This window comes from Billgrantia antri (genome assembly GCF_017868935.1).
GTDB classification, from domain to species: Bacteria; Pseudomonadota; Gammaproteobacteria; order Pseudomonadales; family Halomonadaceae; genus Halomonas; species Halomonas antri.
Genome location: NZ_CP053383.1, coordinates 1,395,728 through 1,412,037 on the forward strand (window position 1 = coordinate 1,395,728; position 16,310 = coordinate 1,412,037).

Below are 16,310 nucleotides of genomic sequence, written 5' to 3' on the forward strand. Positions count from 1 at the left end.
AATGCTGTCCTGGAGAAGATGGCGCACGGGATGGGCTGGCGCAATGGACCGTGAAGGGCGACGAGACGTCACAGGCTGACCAGCCTGGCCCGGCTGGTGCCGTTGCCCAGCGGTTCCACCTGGATCTGTACCGGGATGCGCTCGTGCATCTCCTGCACGTGGGAGATCACGCCGACGCGGCGGCCCAGCACCTGCAGGCCGTCAAGCGCTTCCATGGCGAGTGCCAGCGACTGCGGGTCGAGGCTGCCGAAGCCTTCGTCGATGAACAGCGATTCGATGGTGAGCTCGCCCGAAGCCATGGAGGCGAGCCCCAGGGCCAGCGCCAGCGAGACGAGGAAGGTCTCGCCGCCGGAGAGCGAGTGTACCGAGCGGCGCTCGTCGCCCATGTCGTGGTCCACCACCAGCAGGCCGAGTTCGCTGCCGCCGCGTATCAGTCGATAGCGCCGGCTGAGGCCGCTGAGGTGGGCGTTGGCGTGCTCCAGTAACTGGTCGAGATTGTAGGCCTGGGCGATACGGCGAAATGTCTTGCCGTCGGCAGAGCCGATCAGCTCGCTGATACGCCCCCAGCGCACATGCTCGCTACGGGCCGCTTCCAGCTCGGCCTGGCCCTCCTGCTGGCGCGCGCGGCGGCGGTCGTCGTCGCGCAGGGCATGAACGGCGTCGTCACGCGCCTGCTGGGCTTGCTCCAACTGCGGCGCTAGGGCCTCACGCTCGGCGGCAAGCGCTTCATGGCGGCTGCTGATCCTCGCTTCGGTGGCTTCGCTCAGTAGCGCCTCGGCGCTATCGTTTGTGTCGCTCAGCGCCAGGGCGCGGCGGTGCTCGACCAGCGCATGGCGCCGCTCGGCGAGACTCGCCTCGGTGCGCTGGCGGGCTTCGTCGGCGTCGGCAAGCTCGCGCTCCTCGCGCTCGGCTTCAGCCTGGGGCTGTGCCAGCAGCCGGGCCAGGGTGGCGTCGTCCAGCTGCGGATGGGCCTGGCGCCAGTCGGCCAGCTCACGCTCCAGCGAGGCGCCCTCCTGGACGAGCTGCTCGATGCGCTTGGCCTCGTGGCTTGCCTGCTGGGACAGGCGTGCCTGCTCCCGCTCGGCACCATGGCAACGCTCGATGGCCTGTTCGCGCTGCTGACGGGCCGACTCCTGTCGCGCCTCCAACTGTTGCTGCCAGGCATCGACGGAACGGTGGTCGCCGAGCAGGGCCTGGAGAGTAGTAGCCACCTTGCTGCGCTGCTGGCGCAGGGGAGGCAGCCGTTCGGCTTGCTTGTTCAGCTCAGCTTCGAGCGCGGCCCGCCTGGTCTCGAGCTGGGCCAGCTCGAGCTCGCCCTGGCGCAGGGCATGCTCGAGCGGAGCCAGCTCGGCTTCGGCGCGGGCCAGTGCCTGGAGCGTGCGTTCGCCATGCTCGCGCTCGCCATCGCACTCGTGGCGCTGGTACGTCAGCCAGGCGTCGCGCTCGGCGGTGTCGATGGCGTTGAGTTCGGTGTGGAGCGGATGCTCGGCCAGGGCTTGCTGCGCCTGAGCCAGGCGACCATCGGCCTGGCCCAGTTCCTGGCGACAGCGGGCCAGCGCCGCCATGACGGCGCGGTACTCGCCCTCGAGGTCGCTGCGTTCCCGCTGGGCCTGCTCGAAGGTCTGCCTGGCCTCGGCCAGTTGCTCCTCCTCCTGCGCCTGCTGCGCAGCGAGCTGCGCTGCCTCGGGCGTGGCTGGGGGCTGATGGCGGAAGGGATGCTCCAGCCCACCGCATACCGGGCAGGGCTCGCCCTCATGAAGGGTCTCACGCAGGCGTGCCACACTCTCGCTGCGGGCGGCGCGGCTGCGTTCTATGAAGTCGCGCAGCGTGGCGTAGTGGCGCTCCCGCTCGTCGAGCCGCTCCCGCGCGGCCTTGCCCTGGGTAGCCAACTCGGCCTGACGTTTTTCATCCAGAGCCAGGCGTTCGCCCAGCTGGCGCTGGGCCTGCTCGGCGCGCTGGGCCTCCTGCCAACGACTTTCCAGCTCGCCCAGGTCGAGGCTGCGGCGGGCGGCCCGGTCGTGGGCCTGCTGGTTCGCCTGGCGTGCGGCCTCGAGCCGTTCATGGCTGCCCATCAATTGGCGCAGCGCAGCCTGCCACTCGTCCCGTTTACGCTTGTGTTCGAGATGCCTGGCGTCGGCTTGCCGGCGCTGCTCGGCCAGTCGTTCGGCCTGCTGGGTGCAGTCGCGATGCTGCGCCTCGAGTTCGCCCAGCTGTTGGTCGAGAGTCGCCAGTGACTGGGTATGCTCACGGGCCTGGCGCAGGGCGGGTTCGGCCTGCTGGCGCTCATGGGTGGCTGCGCGCAATTGCTGCGTGGCCTGGTCCCGCGTCTGTTCGGCAGCCCCCTGGGCGGCCTGAGCCTGCTCGAGGGCCTTGAGGGTCTGGCGGTGGGCGTCCTCCAGCGCGGCGATCTCATGGGGCAGCGCGGTCTGACGCAGCAGGCGGTGGCGCTGGGGCGCGAGCAGGCGGCGGCATTCGCGGTCGGTTCGAGCGTCGGCAAGCGAGTGCCAGTGCGCTTCGGTGTCACGCTGCTGCCGTAGCCCATCGGCGTAGGCCTGGCGCAGCCGGTCATCGATGGCGTGCCACTGCTGGCGAGCCTCCAGGCTCTGGTTCTGCCGCTGCAGGGCGGCCAGTTCGGTCTCGGCATGCTTGACGGCCTGTTCCAGCACGGCGCGCGCCTCGGGCTCGGCGGGCAGGTCGTCGGCGAGCCGGGCTTGCAGGGCATCGACGCGCTTCCTGGCTTCGCTGGCACGGCGGTAGGCTGCGATGGAGATTCGCGAGTATTCGGCGGTGCCGGTCAGGCGCTCCAGTAGGTCGCTGCGCTCGTTGTCGTCGGCCTTGAGAAAGGCGGCGAACTCGCTCTGGGCCAGCAGCACGGCGCGGGTGAACTGGTCGAAGGTGAGCCCCAGGCGTTCCGGCAGCAGGCGGTCGAATTCGCGCTTCTGGGCGGTGAGCAGGCGCTCGTCGTCCAGGTCGGTGAGCGACTGCTCCACCGCCTGCAGGCGGCCGCCCACCTTCTCACGGGCGCGACGCACGGCCCAGCGTGCACGATAGCGGCGGCCGTCGCGACCGAGGAAATCGACCTCGGCATGGCCGCTCGCCGTGCCGCGGCGCAGCAGGGTGCGCGGGTCGGCGGTACTCACCGTCTCGCCTTCGACATCGGGCAGCGGGGCGTCGCGGCCGGGGGCCTGGCGTAGCCGTGGCGTGTTGCCGTAGAGCGCCAGGCACAGGGCATCGAGCAGTGTGCTCTTGCCGGCCCCGGTGGGGCCGGTGATGGCGAACAGGCCGGCATCGCTGAGCGGGGGAACGGAGAAATCGAGCTCCAGCGGGCCGGGCAGGGAAGCCAGGTTGGCCAGGCGCAGGGCAAGGATCTTCATGCCGTCTCCTCCCCCTGGGCATCGAGCACGTCCTGCAGCAGCCGGTCGAAATCGGCCAGTACATCGGCCTCGGGCGTCTCGCCCCAGCGCGCTTGCCAGGTACGTTCGAACAGCTTTCTCGGGCCCAACTGTTCCAGGTCGATCCGCTCCGGCGCCCCTTCGTCCTCGAGCTGGGGGAGGCGGCGCTCCAGGCGCAGTAGCCGCAGCGCCTTGCCCTCCAGTGCGGTTTCCACCTGGGCGCGCAGGTCGGGTACCGGCGAGGTGAGGGAAACACGCACTTCCAGCCAGGGCCAGCGCTCACGTGGCTGGGTCGGGTCGTCGGACAGTGCCTCGAGCTCGGCGAGTACCCGGTCCAGCGGGGCGGGGCCGATGCGATGCATGGCCACCGGGCGCGGCACGGGAATCGCTTCCATGGCGGCGAGGGTTTCGCCTTCCAGCACCGCTTCCACGACCTGGTGGGGGTAGGCCACCTCGCTGAAATCCAGCGGCAGGGGGCTGCCACTGTAGCGGATGCGAGCGTCGCCGACCTGCTGGGCGCGGTGCAGGTGGCCCAGCGCCACGTAGGCGATGTCGGCGGGAAACAGGCCGGCCGAAATCGACTCCTCGCCGCCGATGACAATGGGCCGTTCGCTCGCCTCGGACACCGCGGCACCGTGCAGGTGAGCGTGGCTCATGGCCACCAGTGCCTGGCCGGGCCGGCGGCGCTCGCGAGCCGCCTCGATCAGCTGCTCGTGAACCCGGGAGATTCCGGTGACGTAGTCGTTGCGATCAGGGGAGGTGTCGCCTTCCGCTGCGACGCCGAAGGCCTGTCCATGAACACGGCCGGTGATCTCGGCGGGGCGCAGGAAGGGCAGCGCCAGGCACCAGGCACGGGTTTCACCGGTTGTATCAGTGAGCGGCACCAGCAGGCGCTCGGCATCGAGTGTGCCATCGTCGAGCCAGCTCACCCGGCCCAGGGCGTGGGTGCGCAGGCGGCGCATCAGCGGGGCCGGCAGCTCGATGCGATTGCCGCTGTCGTGGTTGCCGGCGATCAGCACGATGTCCAGCAGCGGCAGGCGCTCGTGGGCGCTGACGATAAAATCGTAGAGCAGTTCCTGGGCGCGCAGAGAGGGATTGACCACGTCGAAGACGTCACCGGCGACGAGCAGCGCGTCGGCGTTACGGCCGACGAGGGTGTCGAGCAGCCAGTCGAGGAAGGCGCGGTGCTCGGCGTGGCGCTCCTGGCCGTGGAAGGTCTGGCCCAGGTGCCAGTCGGCGGTGTGAAGGAGTCTCATCGTATCCCTTGCGGCGGTGGCTTCCGGCTATCCTGAGGCGATAGTCTACGCGAGACCTAAGGACGAAACAGGAGGCCATGGATGCCCGACGCCAACTTGCACGACTGGAACCTTACCCCCGAGCAGGCCATTGCGCTGCAGAAGCGCATGGCCGGGCGCATCGTGCGGGAGGATCGGCTGGCACCGGTGCGCCATATCGCCGGCATCGACATCGGTTTCGAGCAGGGCGGCGAGGTCACCCGGGCGGCGGCGGTGGTACTGGCCTGGCCCGGTGATCCCCTCATCGGGTTGGAAATAGTGGAGCAGGTAGTGCACCGCGAGCCCACCCGCATGCCCTACATTCCCGGGCTGCTCTCCTTCCGTGAGATCCCGGCGGCGCTGGCGGCTTTCGGCAAGCTCACGACGCGGCCCGAGCTGGTGATGGTCGACGGTCAGGGTATCGCTCACCCGCGGCGTCTCGGGGTGGCCTCGCACCTGGGGTTGTGGCTCGACCTGCCAACCATCGGCGTGGCCAAGTCGCGGCTGTGTGGCGTACACGACGAAGTGCCCGAGCCGCGCGGCGAGTGGACGCCGCTGCGCCATCGCGGCGAGACGATCGGCGCGGTGCTGCGAACGCGGGTAGGCATCAAACCAGTCTACGTTTCGCTGGGACATCGCATCTCGCTGGAGACATCGCTCGACTGGGTGGTGAAGTGCCTGGGGCGTACCAAGCTGCCGGAGCCGACCCGGCTGGCCGACCGGCTCGCCTCACGCCGTGGGCCCATGCCGCGCCCGGCGGATTGAGGTCGCGGTCGTCGGTTTGACGCCTTGCCCGGGGCCGGCTCGGGTATACTGGCCGTCCACTATCTATCGAGCCTCACGATGCCTGAATCCCTGACGCCCGCCTGCGCCGCGACCCGTGCCTGGGTCGAGCGCTTCGTCGTCGCCCACAATGTCTGTCCCTTCGCTCGCCGTGAACTGGTGAATGATACCGTCCGCTTCGTCGAGGTGTCGGCCAAGGAGTGGGAGCCCGCTCTCGAGGCGCTGATCGACGAATGCCGCCGTCTCGATGAAACACCCGCCATCGAGACCACTCTCATGGTGCTGCGCCCGGGTCTGGAGGATTTCGACGACTACCTCGATTTCCTCGCCGTGGCCGAGGCGCTGCTGGTCGAGCAGGGCTACGAGGGGGTCTTTCAGCTCGCCAGCTTTCATCCCGACTACTGCTTCGAAGGCGCGGCGACAGATGATCCGGGCAACTTCACCAATCGCTCGCCCTGGCCGATGTTGCATCTGCTGCGCGAAGCGGGGCTGGAGCGTGCCTTGTCGCACTACCCCGACCCCGAGGCGATTCCCGAGCGCAACGTCGAGGCGATGCGCCAGCTCGGCACCGAGCAGTTGGTCGATGAACTGGCGATCCTGCGCGCTTCCGTCGACAAGCGCTAGACGATATCCAGCGCTACCTTCTTGCTCGGGGCGGAAAACGCCTCGTCGAGGCGGGCCAGGGTGGCGTCATCGAGTTCGACCTCGAGCGCACCGGCATTCTGCTCGACGTGCTGCGGCTGTACCGCCTTGGGAATGGCGATAGCGTCGCGCCGTCCCTCGATGGGGCGAATCGCCCAGGCCAGCAGCAACTGGGCGGGGGTGATACCGAGCCCATCGGCCACTTCACGTACCACCGGATGACCGAACAGGTCACGGCGCAGCTTGCCGGCCTGGGCCAGCGGGCAGTAGGCCATCAGCGGCATGCCGAGACGCTGCATCAGCGGGCGCAGGGAGTGCTCGATGCCGCGTGAGCCCAGATGGTAAAGAACCTGATTGACGGCACAGGCATCGCCACCGGGCAACGCTGTCAGCGCGTCGAGCTCGTCGACATCGAAGTTGGAAACGCCGTAGCGGCGAATCTTGCCCTGTTCGCGTAGCCGCTCGAAGACCTCCAGGGTTTCTTCCAGCGGGATATTCCCGGGCCAGTGCAGCAGGTAGAGGTCGAGATAATCGGTGCCGAGCCGCTTCAGGCTGCGCTCGCAGGCGGCGATGGCGCTGTCGCGGCCGGCGTTCCATGGATAGACCTTGGATACCAGGAAGGCCTGGTCGCGACGGTCGGTCAGCGCCTCGCCGACCACCTCCTCGGCGCCGCCGTCGGCGTACATCTCGGCGGTATCGATCAGCGTCAGACCCAGCTCCAGGCCGTGCTGCAAGGCCCGCACCTCGTCGCGACGGGGGGCCAGTCCTTCGCCCATGTACCAGGTGCCCTGGCCGATGGCCGGCAGCTCCTGCGCAGACTCATGCGCGGTGGCTGGTAGCAGGATGTGGGGAGTCGATGCGTCGAGCATGGATTGGCGCCTTTTTTTGGAAAATATTTTCAAAATTATTCGACAAAGAGATGGCGAAGACAAGTCGATGCGCTATGGTGAGGGGGGCAACGTTTATCCACGTTGCCGACCAATCCTTTGGCCAGTTCTCTTATCGCAAGGAGTCGACCCACATGAGCATCAAGAAAACCGGTAGCGCTGTCTGGGAGGGTAGCCTGAAAGAGGGCAAGGGTCAGGTCTCGACCGAGAGCGGCGTGATCAAGGATGTTCCCTACAGCTTCGCCAAGCGCTTCGAGGGCGAGTCCGGCTCCAACCCCGAGGAGTTGATCGGTGCGGCGCATGCCAGCTGTTACTCCATGGCGCTGTCGATGATCATGGGCGAAGCCGGCTTGACCCCGGAGCGTATATCGACCGAGGCAGCCGTTAGCCTCGAGCAGGACTCCGGAGGCTTCAGCATCACCAAGATCCATCTCACCACCCGGGTGCGCAGCCCAGGCACCGACGATGCCGCCTTCCAGGAAGCCGCTGGCAAGGCCAAAGAGGGCTGCCCGGTATCCAAGCTGTTCAAGGCAGAGATAACGCTGGACGCCGCGCTGGAAAATTGAGCGACCGCTCGGCTTGCCTGGCGGCCACCTTCGGGTGGCCGCTTCAGGTTGAATCCGTGGCTTGGGTTGAATGCATGGTCTGCCGTGCTGCATCGACCAGGGCACGCACCAATCGCTGCTGGGGTAGGTTGAAGACCAGCCACTCCGGATGCCATTGCACCCCGATCAGGAAATCGTGCTCACGCGATTCGATGCCCTGAACCAGGCCGTCGCGATCGCGGGCGACGATTTCGATACCGCGTCCCGCCTCCTGTACGGCCTGGTGATGCAGGCTGTTGATGCGACACCAGCTCACCTTGAGGATACGGTGCAGTTGGGTGTCGGCCACGATATCCACCGTCTTGCGCGGCAGCACGGTACGCCGTCGCTTGAGGCCCTCGTGGGTGGTGTAGATGTCGGGGTCCAGCGTGCCGCCGAGGTGGACGTTGAGCATCTGGGCGCCGCGGCAGATACCCAGTACCGGTTTTCCCTGTGGGATGAAGCGTTCCATCAGTTCGAGCTCGAGTTCGTCGCGCTGGGGATCGAGACGCACGTCGAGCTGCATCTCGCCACCATAGAGGTGCGCCTGGATGTCGTCGCCGCCGCCGATGATCAGCCCATCGAGGGCCGCGGGCTGCGGACGGGAAGGGGAGAGGCGAAGCGGTCGACCGCCGTGTCGCCATACGGCGAACCAGTCGAACCACCAGGCGATGCGGCTCTTGTCATCCGACGTGGTGATACCGATGAGCGGGCGCGTCATGAGGGAGAGCGGACCTCCTTGATCCAGTTTCGTAGCCTGCCGACCATGCGGGTCATGAGCGACTGCGTATGCAGGTTGACGTAGCGGCTGGCGCGTCCGTTGAGCTCCTTGCGATCGGCGGCGAGGCGTTCCACCGCCACCCAGCGATTCCACTCCACGACGGCCCCCCAGCCCCGCTGGGATAGCTGAGCGTTGGGCAAACGATAATGGTAGGTGGGACGTGGCTTGATCAGGTTGTTGCGGAACAACTCGTCAGGGTAATCCGGGCGCAAGTGGGCGAACAGGGGGTAGAGATCGAGTTCGCGGTTACGCGTGGGATTGAAGCTGATGTAGTCGGCGATCAGCGTGTCCAGGTCGGGGGCGTAGTCGGGATCGAGCACCTTTAGCGCGTAGTGCTTGGGAAACGGGTTGGCATGCGGCAACACCTCCCGCGTAATGTCGATGTTGATCTCCTTGCGCAGCCAGGCCGCCATGAGCAGGAAGGCACGGAAGTGGCGCAGGATGGATTCTGGTTCCAGGCTGGCCGCCTCGGGATTGAGATGCAGGCCGAAGCCGTACAGCAGGCTGGCATCGGTGCCCTTGGCACCATGGGCGTGAAGCGCGGCGAACAGCGCGTCGAGTTCACCCAACTCGTTCCAGGGGACCGGCGGACAGACGATCTCGGTCGGCACCAGGCCGGTGACGACATCGCCGATCAGTTCGCGGGTCTTGTTATGGAATTCCAGGCGCATCTGGTGGCGTTGGCGTTCCCACTCGGTGTCGTGGCGTGGCAAGGCCTCCAGCAGCCTGGCATCGGGGTGGGCATACTGGGTATCGAGTTCGATGACGAAGTCGCCCCAGCGGGTGGCCTCGACGCGCAGCCGATGGGGGCTGACCAGCTTCAGCTCGCCACCGAAGAGGTCGCGTACCAGCTCACCTGTCTGCTGAGGAGGAAGGCCGGCAAACTCGATTTCTGCGCCAACCCGTCGGGTCCTACCCTGGACATTCAGAGGCTCGGGTGGTGATTGCGGCAGCATGAAGGCATCCTGTGCGACTCGAGAGTCTGAACGCCAGCCTAGCACAGTGCGGCGGCAAGTCCGCACGGGAGCGCTGCCGGTCGGCTGTTGTCCCAGGCACATGGCCAAAGGAACGAGGGAGTGTGGATCGATGCCAGGAGCTTATTCCCAACGCGGTGACTGCATGCCCCGGCGGGGGGCGATGCGCCTCGGGCTGTTGCTGGTCATGCTGCTGTCGCTGGCCTGGGCGGGCCCCATGCACGCCCAGGTGTCGCTCGGCGGTTTGGGGCAGGAGGAACAGAGCCAGGACACGAGCCATGATGCCGAGACGTTCCAGCGATCGCTCGAGGAAGTGATCGCCACGCTGGAGGATGACCAGCGCCGTGACGCCCTGCTCGATGAGCTGCGTGGGATACGTCAGGCCCACGCCGAGAGCGCCGCCGAGGATTCCATCCAGCGCCAGGGACTGCTCGGCGCCTTGGCCGAGACCTTCACCGAGCTGGGGGATCAGGCCGAGGCCGGCGAGTCGCCCATCGATGACTGGCAGCGTCAACTGGAGCAGGGCTGGGCGGGGCTCCGGGAACTGGTGGTGGAGACCGGCACCGGCGAGATCGCACGCTTCGCCGTTCACAGCGCCGTGCTGCTGGGCATCTGGGCCGGCGTGCTGGTCGCCTTGATCGCCCTGGGCAGGCTGCTATTCGAGCGGCGCGGGTTGCCTCTCGATCTGCCGCGGGAGCCGAGAGGCTGGTTGCTGGCGCTGCACTTTCTGCGGCGCATGTTGCCCTGGGCGCTCGCTTTCGTCTTGGTGATGGGTCTGGTCCAGGTGTTGCCGCCCAGTCCGGGGCGTACCTTGACCCTTATCTTTGCCTACCTTGCGCTATGCGGTCGTACCCTGTCGGTAGTCGTTGAGTGCGTGGTGTCGGTCTTCACCCGTGGACACCGTTTCCCCGCGGTACTGATACTGCAGCGGCGGGGACTGCGCCTGCTGTTCGTGATCGGGGCGCTGATTGCGCTCGGCGATGCGCTCAACGCAGAGCGGCTTTCCCTGATCGTGGGGGAGGAGCCGGCGGCGCTGGGCTCGGTGATCGCCAATATGCTCGCGGCGCTGCTCAGCATCCGCTTCATTCTCAAGTTCAAGCGTCCGATCAAGCACCTGATCCGCAACCGTACCTGGCGCGTACGTCGTGAAGGTGGCACCGGCGTCGAACTGGCGCGCATCGTCGGCGAGCTCTGGCATGTGCCGGCACTGCTGATCGTGGTGGTTTCGCTGCTGGCGATCTTCGTTACCGTCGGGGATGTGGGGGCCGCGCTGGGACGCTCGATCATTTCGGCGGCGCTGCTGGTGCTGACCCTGGTAGTGACCGGCCTGATCCAGCGTCACAACGAGCGGCACAGCCGGCGTCGTCGAATCAGCGAGTATCGCCGCCGCCTCGAACGCTTCGGTTATGCACTCTCCCATGTGGTGGCGTGGATCGTCTTTGCCGAGCTGTCGCTGCAGGTGTGGGGTGGCTCGCTGTTCGGTCTGGGACGCGAAGGCGTGGCCGGCGTGCGCATTGGCCAGGCCTTGATGGCATTGGGTTTCACGGTGCTGCTGGCCTGGCTGGCGTGGATATTCGCCGACACCGCCATCCAGCGTGCGCTGCTCTCCTCCGCCCGCTCGCGGGGAAGGCGGGTCAACCAGGCGCGGGCCCAGACCATCACGCCGATGATCCGCAACGTGATCTTCGCCACCATCGTGTTGATCGCCGCCATCGTCGGGTTGGCCAATCTGGGGGTGAACGTTACGCCGTTGCTGGCAGGTGCCGGCGTCATCGGCCTGGCCGTGGGCTTTGGCGCCCAGACCCTGGTGCAGGATCTGATCACCGGTATCTTCATCATCGTCGAGGACTCGCTGGCGGTGGACGACTTCGTCCAGATCAACGGCCACATGGGCACCGTCGAGGGGTTGACCCTGCGTACGGTGCGGCTGCGCGATCTCGACGGCATCCTGCACATCATCACATTCAGCGCCATCCAGTCGATCCACAACATGTCGCGTCACTTCGGCATCGCGCTGATGCGCATTCGCATCCCGCACACCATGAAGATCGACGATGCCATCAGCCTGATGCAGGAGACCGCGCAGGAGCTGCGCCAGGATCCGATGATGCGGCACTACATCTGGTCACCGCTGGAGATGCAGGGAATCGACCGCTTCGATGAGGGTGCCGCGGTGCTGCGCATGCGCTTTCGCACCGCGCCGGTAATGCAATGGGACGTGGCGCGTGCTTTCAACCTGCTGCTCAAGCAGCGCATGGAGGCCCAGGGGCTCGATCTCGGAATGCCGCGCCTCAGCGTGAGCATGGAGGGACAGCCTGGCGATACCATGAGCGAGGCGCCCGCAGGCAGTGACGGCACGGCTCCGCCTCGCGATGCCAAGGGGCGAGCGCCGGGCGAGGCCGGCATCGCCGACCCTGCAGGTGCGACCCACCCGCAGCGTGCCTCGCCGGACGCTTCCTGAGGGATAGCGCGGGCGCGTTGCCCGTCAGCGATACGGCCCGAGATGGAAAGCGGGCCGGTTTTCCCCGTACCATGAACAACATACGGCCTGTCAGTGGCCTCCGGTACAAGGAGCCGCGCCGACGTGATCACCGTCGAACGCAAGGATAGCTTCCATCTCAAGGTTTCCCGTGTCCTGCAGGAGGAGACGTCGCATCGGCTGGACCTCTTCCTGTTCGTACCGGGGGAGCTCGGCCTCAACGAGCATGTCATCTCAGAAGACGCCTTCTATTACAGTGCGATTCACGTCAAGCGGACCTACTACAGTGACAAGCATCACCTGCCGCTGGTACTGAGTCGCCTGGCCGGTCGTGGCCGCCTCAGCACAGGGCGTTATCGACTGAGCCTGAGCCTTTATGCCTACCAGTATGTGGTGGCGCTCGAGCGTGCCACTCAGTCGCTGCTCGACACCGCGCGAGGCGTGCAGCAGGCGGAGCGTCGCACCGAAAGCAACGAACGGGCCGAGTCGCAGGCCGGCGAGTCGAAGGGGGATGGCACCGGTGAAGCGCAAGCGCGCAACCCGGGCACCGGTCTGGAGGAGCGCCTCGAGGAGTTGTGCGAGCTGGCCCAGGGCATCCTGCGCCGCCTGCGCCGCAACCAGCCGAGCGACGAGGGGCTGTTGAAATATTACGCCAATATCGACAACTACCTCTCCTGGTTTACCGAGCAGCGCCTGCTGGCGCTGGTGGCGTATCTGCCGCGAGGGCGCGACTATCGCACCATTCGTGAGCGGCTGCTGGCGATCTGCGAGGTCGAGAGCGCACATCGCGAGCGGGCGGAGTACAACGCCAGCCGGGTGGTTCGCGACCCGACGCGCATGTCCAACAAGATGCGCCTGCTGCGACGACTCATCGAGTACCCGGTCACCCTCAAGCAACAGACCCAGGAACTGGGCGGCGCAGAACAGAAGGCGGTCAAGGGACTCGCGACCGGTGTGGTGATGATTTTCGTTTCGCTGGGCCTGCTCCAGGCCCGCGACACCGTGGGAAACATCACCGCTCTGTTCGTCCTCGCTATGGCGGTGCTCTACGCCATACGCGAGGTGTTCAAGGATGACTTGCGCAACACTCTATGGCGCTGGCTGCGCAAGGGGCGGCCCAAGTGGCGGCGGCAGTATTTCGACGCCACCAGCAACGCCCTGGTCGGGCGCCAGCTGGAGTGGTTCGACTACAAGCGTTTCGGCAAGCTCGATGAGCAGATCCAGCGGGTGCGCAAGCGCAACGTGGCTCAGCGCGAGGAGGTGGTGCTGCACTACCGTTCCAGTTCGCGGATGTCGCCCACCCGCTTTCTCAGCGGTTACGAGAAGACCCGTGAGACGGTTTCGCTCGACCTGTCGCAATTGACCCGGCTGATGGACAAGGGCAGTCATCGCGTCTACCAGCTCAAGGACGGCCAGGTCTCACGTGAGTCGGTCGAGAAGCGTCACCTGTTCAATCTGGTGATACGTGAAGAGGTGGCCAATGCCGAGCCGATCCTGCAGCGCTGGAAGATCGTCATGAGCCGTTCGCGGATCGTCGACGTGGTCAAGGTGCACCAGGAAGGGGGAAGGCTCGTACAGGGGAAGGCGGAGGGAGAAGAGGCGCCTGTTCTTTAACGCGTTCTAATGTCGATGTTGTTCCAGGTCAAGTCGGCTGCGGATTGGGTTTGGTAGGGTCGAGTGAAGCGGCGAATTGTGACGCCCGCCAAGTCGAACTAGATTTCAAGTTAGGTCGGCTGCAACCCAGATCGCTCTCTTACGGAGGTGCTGCCATGCAAGCTGTCGATGTCATGACTCCCAACGTGATAACCGTACCGCCCGACGCTGACGTTCGGGAAATTGCGCGCCTCCTGCTCGAGAACAACATCAGTGCCGTACCCGTTGTGGATGCCGAGGACAAGGTTCTCGGCATCGTCAGCGAGGGCGACCTGATGCGGCGGGTAGAGAACGGTAGCGAGGCGCCCAAGTCGTGGTGGCTGAAGACCTTCTTCACGGGGGGCAACAGTGCCAGCGAGTACGTCAAGACCCACGCGCGCAAGGCGCACGAGATCATGACCCGCGATCTCATCACCATTGGCGAGGACGAGCCGCTGCATCGCGTGGCCAAGCTGCTGGAGAAGCACCACATCAAGCGGGTGCCGGTCGTCCGCGACGGCAAGCTGGTGGGTATCGTCAGTCGCGCCAATTTGCTGCGAGGCTTCTCGGCCACGGCGCCCGATGCGGAGACACCGGTCACCAGCGACGACCGTCAGATTCGCGATGCCATTCTCAAGGAGGTGGACGAAAACACCGGGGTCTGGGTCGATCGTATCAACGTCATCGTTACCGAGGGTGTGGTGCAGATCTGGGGTCTGGTCGAGAGTCAGGAAGAAAAAATGGCCGTCCAGGTTGCTGCCGAGAATACCCCCGGGGTAAAGACCGTGGAGAACAACCTGGGCATGATACCTCGCGGCGTGGGGCACTTCTGACACGAAAGACAAGCAAGGATGAATCAGGCGGGGCGGCCAGGTAGCCGTCCCGCCTGCGTTCGGGGGCGCTGCGAAATCAACCTATCCGCACGAGCGCCGTTTCCAGGTTAGCCAGGCTGCGTTCGACATCGTGCAGCTTGTCGAGCCCGAACAGGCCGATACGGAAGGCGCGATAATCGTCGCCTTCGTCGCACATCAGCGGCACGCCGCCAGCGACCTGGAGGCCGGCGTCGGCGAACTTGGCCACGATGTCGGCATCGTTGGTGTAGCAGACCACCACGCCCGGTGCCTCGAAGCCGGGCGCGGCCACGCTGCGGTAGCCGAAGCGCGTCAGCAGTTCACGCGCACCGCGGCCCAGCACCCACTGCTCCTCGCACACCTTGTCGAAGCCGTATTCCGCGGTCTCGTGCATGATGTCGCGCAGCCGGGCCAGACCGTCGGTGGGCATGGTGGCGTGATAGGCGTGCCCGCCGTTCTCGTAGGTTTCCATGATCGAGAGCCACTTGCGCAGGTCGCAGGCGAAGCTGGTGCTGACGGTCTGCTCGATGCGCTCCCGCGCCCGCTCGGAGAGCATCACCATGCCGCAGCAAGGCAGGCCGCTCCAGCCCTTCTGCGGCGCGCTGAGCAGCACATCTACGCCGAGCCCGGCCATGTCCACCCACAGCGTGCCCGAGGCGATACAGTCGAGTACGAACAGGCCGCCAACCTCGTGGACCGCGGTTGCGACACGGCGCAGGTAGTCGTCCGGCAGCAGCAGGCCGGCCGAGGTTTCGACGTGCGGGGCGAACACCACCCCGGGACGCTCCTCGCGGATGGTGCGCTCGACGTCCTCGATGGAAGCCGGCGCGAAGGGCGATTGAGCATCCTGCGGTGCCAGGCGGTGGGCCTTGAGCACCGTGGTCGAGGCGGCGATGGCGCCCATTTCGAGAATCTGCGACCAGCGATAGCTGAACTGGCCGTTGCGAATCACCAGACAGTGTTGGTTGGTGGCGAACTGGCGGGCTGCGGCCTCCATGCCGAAGGTGCCGCTACCGGGCACGATGACGGTGCTATGCGCCCGATAGACTCGCTTGAGCGTCGCCGAGATATCTCGCATGACCCCTTGGAAGCGCTGGGACATGTGGTTGAGCGAACGGTCGGTATAGACCACCGAGTACTCGAGCAGGCCATCGGGGTCGACATCGGGCAACAGGCCGGGCATGGGTTTCTCCCTTGAGGTGCTTGGCTAATGAAACGTAGCCAAAGAGGATATGCCGTTTAGCGGCAACGAACCAGCGCAGGGGCGCTGCGACAAGGGGAAGGAAGGGCCGGGAAGCTAGGGGTGGACCGCAGGCTTGGGCCCGATGGCCTGCGGCGGCACCCGAGGCGACTCACTTGTGGCAGAAGTAGACCCTGGCCGGCGGAATGTTGATGGGTTCGAAGGCGCTCTCCACACGCGAGAAGGTCTGGTGCAGGTCGGAAGAGACCTTGGGCGAGAACTGGTAGATCAGCATGCAGCCTCCAGGGGCCAGTGCTGCCTGGCTGCCGGCGAGAATGCGCTCCCGGCAGTCGGCCGGCATGGTGCTGAACGGAAGGCCCGCCACCACATAATCGGCCGCAGGCAGGCCCAGCCGTTCCAGCTCGGCTTCGATCGTCTCGGCCGAGCCGGCGATCACCTTGAGCCGAGGATCGAACATCGTGCGGTTGAGGTAATCGACAAAGTCGCCGTTGGTCTCGATGACCACCAGGGTGGCGTCTGGGTGCAAGCGGTTGAGGATCTCCTGGGTGATGGTGCCCACGCCGGGTCCGTATTCGACGATGACTCTTGCTCGCTGCCAATCGACTGGCTCCAGCAGGCGGCGAATCAGGAAGGAGGAACTGGGGATGATCGAGCCCAGCATGCGGGGATGCTTGAAGAAGTTGAGGGCAAACAGCGACAGTTGAGTCCGTCGCTCGGGGCCTGCCACGACCGAGGGTCGCTCTTGAACCGCCATGGGCATTCCTCCTTCAGATTTTGCTGAACATGCCTCCACTCTAGGCCAGCCGGCGCCAGCGTGAAAGGTCACCCTA

General features: G+C 66.1%; 13 protein-coding genes. 6 read left to right on the forward strand and 7 right to left on the reverse strand.

Features of this window, described 5'->3' with window-relative positions; genetic code table 11:
* Positions 1 to 68: 68 nt before the first annotated feature.
* Complete coding sequence (locus HNO53_RS06600) at positions 69 to 3,374, reverse strand: AAA family ATPase (RefSeq protein WP_209477164.1); 3,306 nt, start codon at positions 3,372 to 3,374, stop codon at positions 69 to 71.
* Positions 3,371 to 4,648: an exonuclease SbcCD subunit D gene (locus tag HNO53_RS06605; protein ID WP_209477166.1), complete on the reverse strand. Its 1,278-nt coding sequence runs from the start codon at positions 4,646 to 4,648 to the stop codon at positions 3,371 to 3,373. Before HNO53_RS06605 ends, HNO53_RS06600 begins: the two co-directional genes overlap by 4 nt.
* Positions 4,649 to 4,729: 81 nt before the next feature.
* On the opposite strand from HNO53_RS06605, the gene nfi reads away from it, so the two are divergent.
* On the forward strand, positions 4,730 to 5,431 hold the full coding sequence (gene nfi / locus HNO53_RS06610) for a deoxyribonuclease V (protein WP_209477168.1): 702 nt from the start codon (positions 4,730 to 4,732) through the stop codon (positions 5,429 to 5,431).
* 78 nt (positions 5,432 to 5,509) lie between these two features.
* Positions 5,510 to 6,073 (forward strand): DUF1415 domain-containing protein, encoded by a 564-nt coding sequence (locus HNO53_RS06615; RefSeq protein WP_209477170.1) that lies wholly within the window; start codon positions 5,510 to 5,512, stop codon positions 6,071 to 6,073.
* Here HNO53_RS06615 and HNO53_RS06620 read toward each other — a convergent pair.
* Complete coding sequence (locus HNO53_RS06620; protein ID WP_209477172.1) at positions 6,070 to 6,960, reverse strand: aldo/keto reductase; 891 nt, start codon at positions 6,958 to 6,960, stop codon at positions 6,070 to 6,072. The two genes, HNO53_RS06615 and HNO53_RS06620, sit on opposite strands and share 4 nt — an antisense overlap.
* Before the next feature lie 152 nt (positions 6,961 to 7,112).
* Between HNO53_RS06620 and HNO53_RS06625 the strand changes: the two genes are divergently transcribed.
* Positions 7,113 to 7,544: an OsmC family protein gene (locus HNO53_RS06625; protein WP_209477174.1), complete on the forward strand. Its 432-nt coding sequence runs from the start codon at positions 7,113 to 7,115 to the stop codon at positions 7,542 to 7,544.
* Positions 7,545 to 7,587: 43 nt separating this feature from the next.
* On the opposite strand, the gene HNO53_RS06630 is transcribed toward HNO53_RS06625, so the two are convergent.
* Together HNO53_RS06630 and HNO53_RS06635 are read right to left on the reverse strand one after the other, a co-directional pair.
* Positions 7,588 to 8,283: a gamma-glutamyl-gamma-aminobutyrate hydrolase family protein gene (locus HNO53_RS06630; protein ID WP_209477176.1), complete on the reverse strand. Its 696-nt coding sequence runs from the start codon at positions 8,281 to 8,283 to the stop codon at positions 7,588 to 7,590.
* Positions 8,280 to 9,299, reverse strand: a complete 1,020-nt coding sequence (locus tag HNO53_RS06635) for an amidoligase family protein (protein WP_209477178.1) — start codon at positions 9,297 to 9,299, stop codon at positions 8,280 to 8,282. Before HNO53_RS06635 ends, HNO53_RS06630 begins: the two co-directional genes overlap by 4 nt.
* A 130-nt stretch (positions 9,300 to 9,429) precedes the next feature.
* Between HNO53_RS06635 and HNO53_RS06640 the strand changes: the two genes are divergently transcribed.
* The 3 genes from HNO53_RS06640 to HNO53_RS06650 all read left to right on the forward strand — a co-directional run bounded on the left by HNO53_RS06640 (position 9,430) and on the right by HNO53_RS06650 (position 14,261).
* On the forward strand, positions 9,430 to 11,778 hold the full coding sequence (locus HNO53_RS06640) for a mechanosensitive ion channel family protein (protein ID WP_242597564.1): 2,349 nt from the start codon (positions 9,430 to 9,432) through the stop codon (positions 11,776 to 11,778).
* A 123-nt stretch (positions 11,779 to 11,901) separates the two neighbouring features.
* On the forward strand, positions 11,902 to 13,410 hold the full coding sequence (locus HNO53_RS06645; RefSeq protein WP_209477180.1) for a hypothetical protein: 1,509 nt from the start codon (positions 11,902 to 11,904) through the stop codon (positions 13,408 to 13,410).
* A 155-nt stretch (positions 13,411 to 13,565) separates the two neighbouring features.
* Positions 13,566 to 14,261 (forward strand): CBS domain-containing protein, encoded by a 696-nt coding sequence (locus tag HNO53_RS06650; protein ID WP_209477182.1) that lies wholly within the window; start codon positions 13,566 to 13,568, stop codon positions 14,259 to 14,261.
* A gap of 76 nt (positions 14,262 to 14,337) precedes the next feature.
* On the opposite strand, the gene HNO53_RS06655 is transcribed toward HNO53_RS06650, so the two are convergent.
* Positions 14,338 to 15,462, reverse strand: a complete 1,125-nt coding sequence (locus tag HNO53_RS06655) for a pyridoxal-phosphate-dependent aminotransferase family protein (protein ID WP_209477184.1) — start codon at positions 15,460 to 15,462, stop codon at positions 14,338 to 14,340.
* Between the two features lie 169 nt (positions 15,463 to 15,631).
* Positions 15,632 to 16,234 carry a class I SAM-dependent methyltransferase gene (locus HNO53_RS06660; protein ID WP_209477186.1) on the reverse strand — a complete coding sequence of 201 codons (603 nt, stop codon included), beginning with the start codon at positions 16,232 to 16,234 and terminating at the stop codon, positions 15,632 to 15,634.
* Positions 16,235 to 16,310 lie beyond the last annotated feature (76 nt).

Coding starts and splice junctions, on each gene's coding strand:
- HNO53_RS06660 (WP_209477186.1), bottom strand. CDS start 16,234: ATGGCGGTTCAAGAGCGACCCTCGGTCGTGGCAGGCCCCGAGCGACGG.
- HNO53_RS06600 (WP_209477164.1), bottom strand. CDS start 3,374: ATGAAGATCCTTGCCCTGCGCCTGGCCAACCTGGCTTCCCTGCCCGGC.
- HNO53_RS06625 (WP_209477174.1), top strand. CDS start 7,113: ATGAGCATCAAGAAAACCGGTAGCGCTGTCTGGGAGGGTAGCCTGAAA.
- HNO53_RS06640 (WP_242597564.1), top strand. CDS start 9,430: ATGCCAGGAGCTTATTCCCAACGCGGTGACTGCATGCCCCGGCGGGGG.
- HNO53_RS06615 (WP_209477170.1), top strand. CDS start 5,510: ATGCCTGAATCCCTGACGCCCGCCTGCGCCGCGACCCGTGCCTGGGTC.
- HNO53_RS06630 (WP_209477176.1), bottom strand. CDS start 8,283: ATGACGCGCCCGCTCATCGGTATCACCACGTCGGATGACAAGAGCCGC.
- HNO53_RS06655 (WP_209477184.1), bottom strand. CDS start 15,462: ATGCCCGGCCTGTTGCCCGATGTCGACCCCGATGGCCTGCTCGAGTAC.
- HNO53_RS06650 (WP_209477182.1), top strand. CDS start 13,566: ATGCAAGCTGTCGATGTCATGACTCCCAACGTGATAACCGTACCGCCC.
- HNO53_RS06620 (WP_209477172.1), bottom strand. CDS start 6,960: ATGCTCGACGCATCGACTCCCCACATCCTGCTACCAGCCACCGCGCAT.
- HNO53_RS06635 (WP_209477178.1), bottom strand. CDS start 9,299: ATGCTGCCGCAATCACCACCCGAGCCTCTGAATGTCCAGGGTAGGACC.
- nfi (WP_209477168.1), top strand. CDS start 4,730: ATGCCCGACGCCAACTTGCACGACTGGAACCTTACCCCCGAGCAGGCC.
- HNO53_RS06605 (WP_209477166.1), bottom strand. CDS start 4,648: ATGAGACTCCTTCACACCGCCGACTGGCACCTGGGCCAGACCTTCCAC.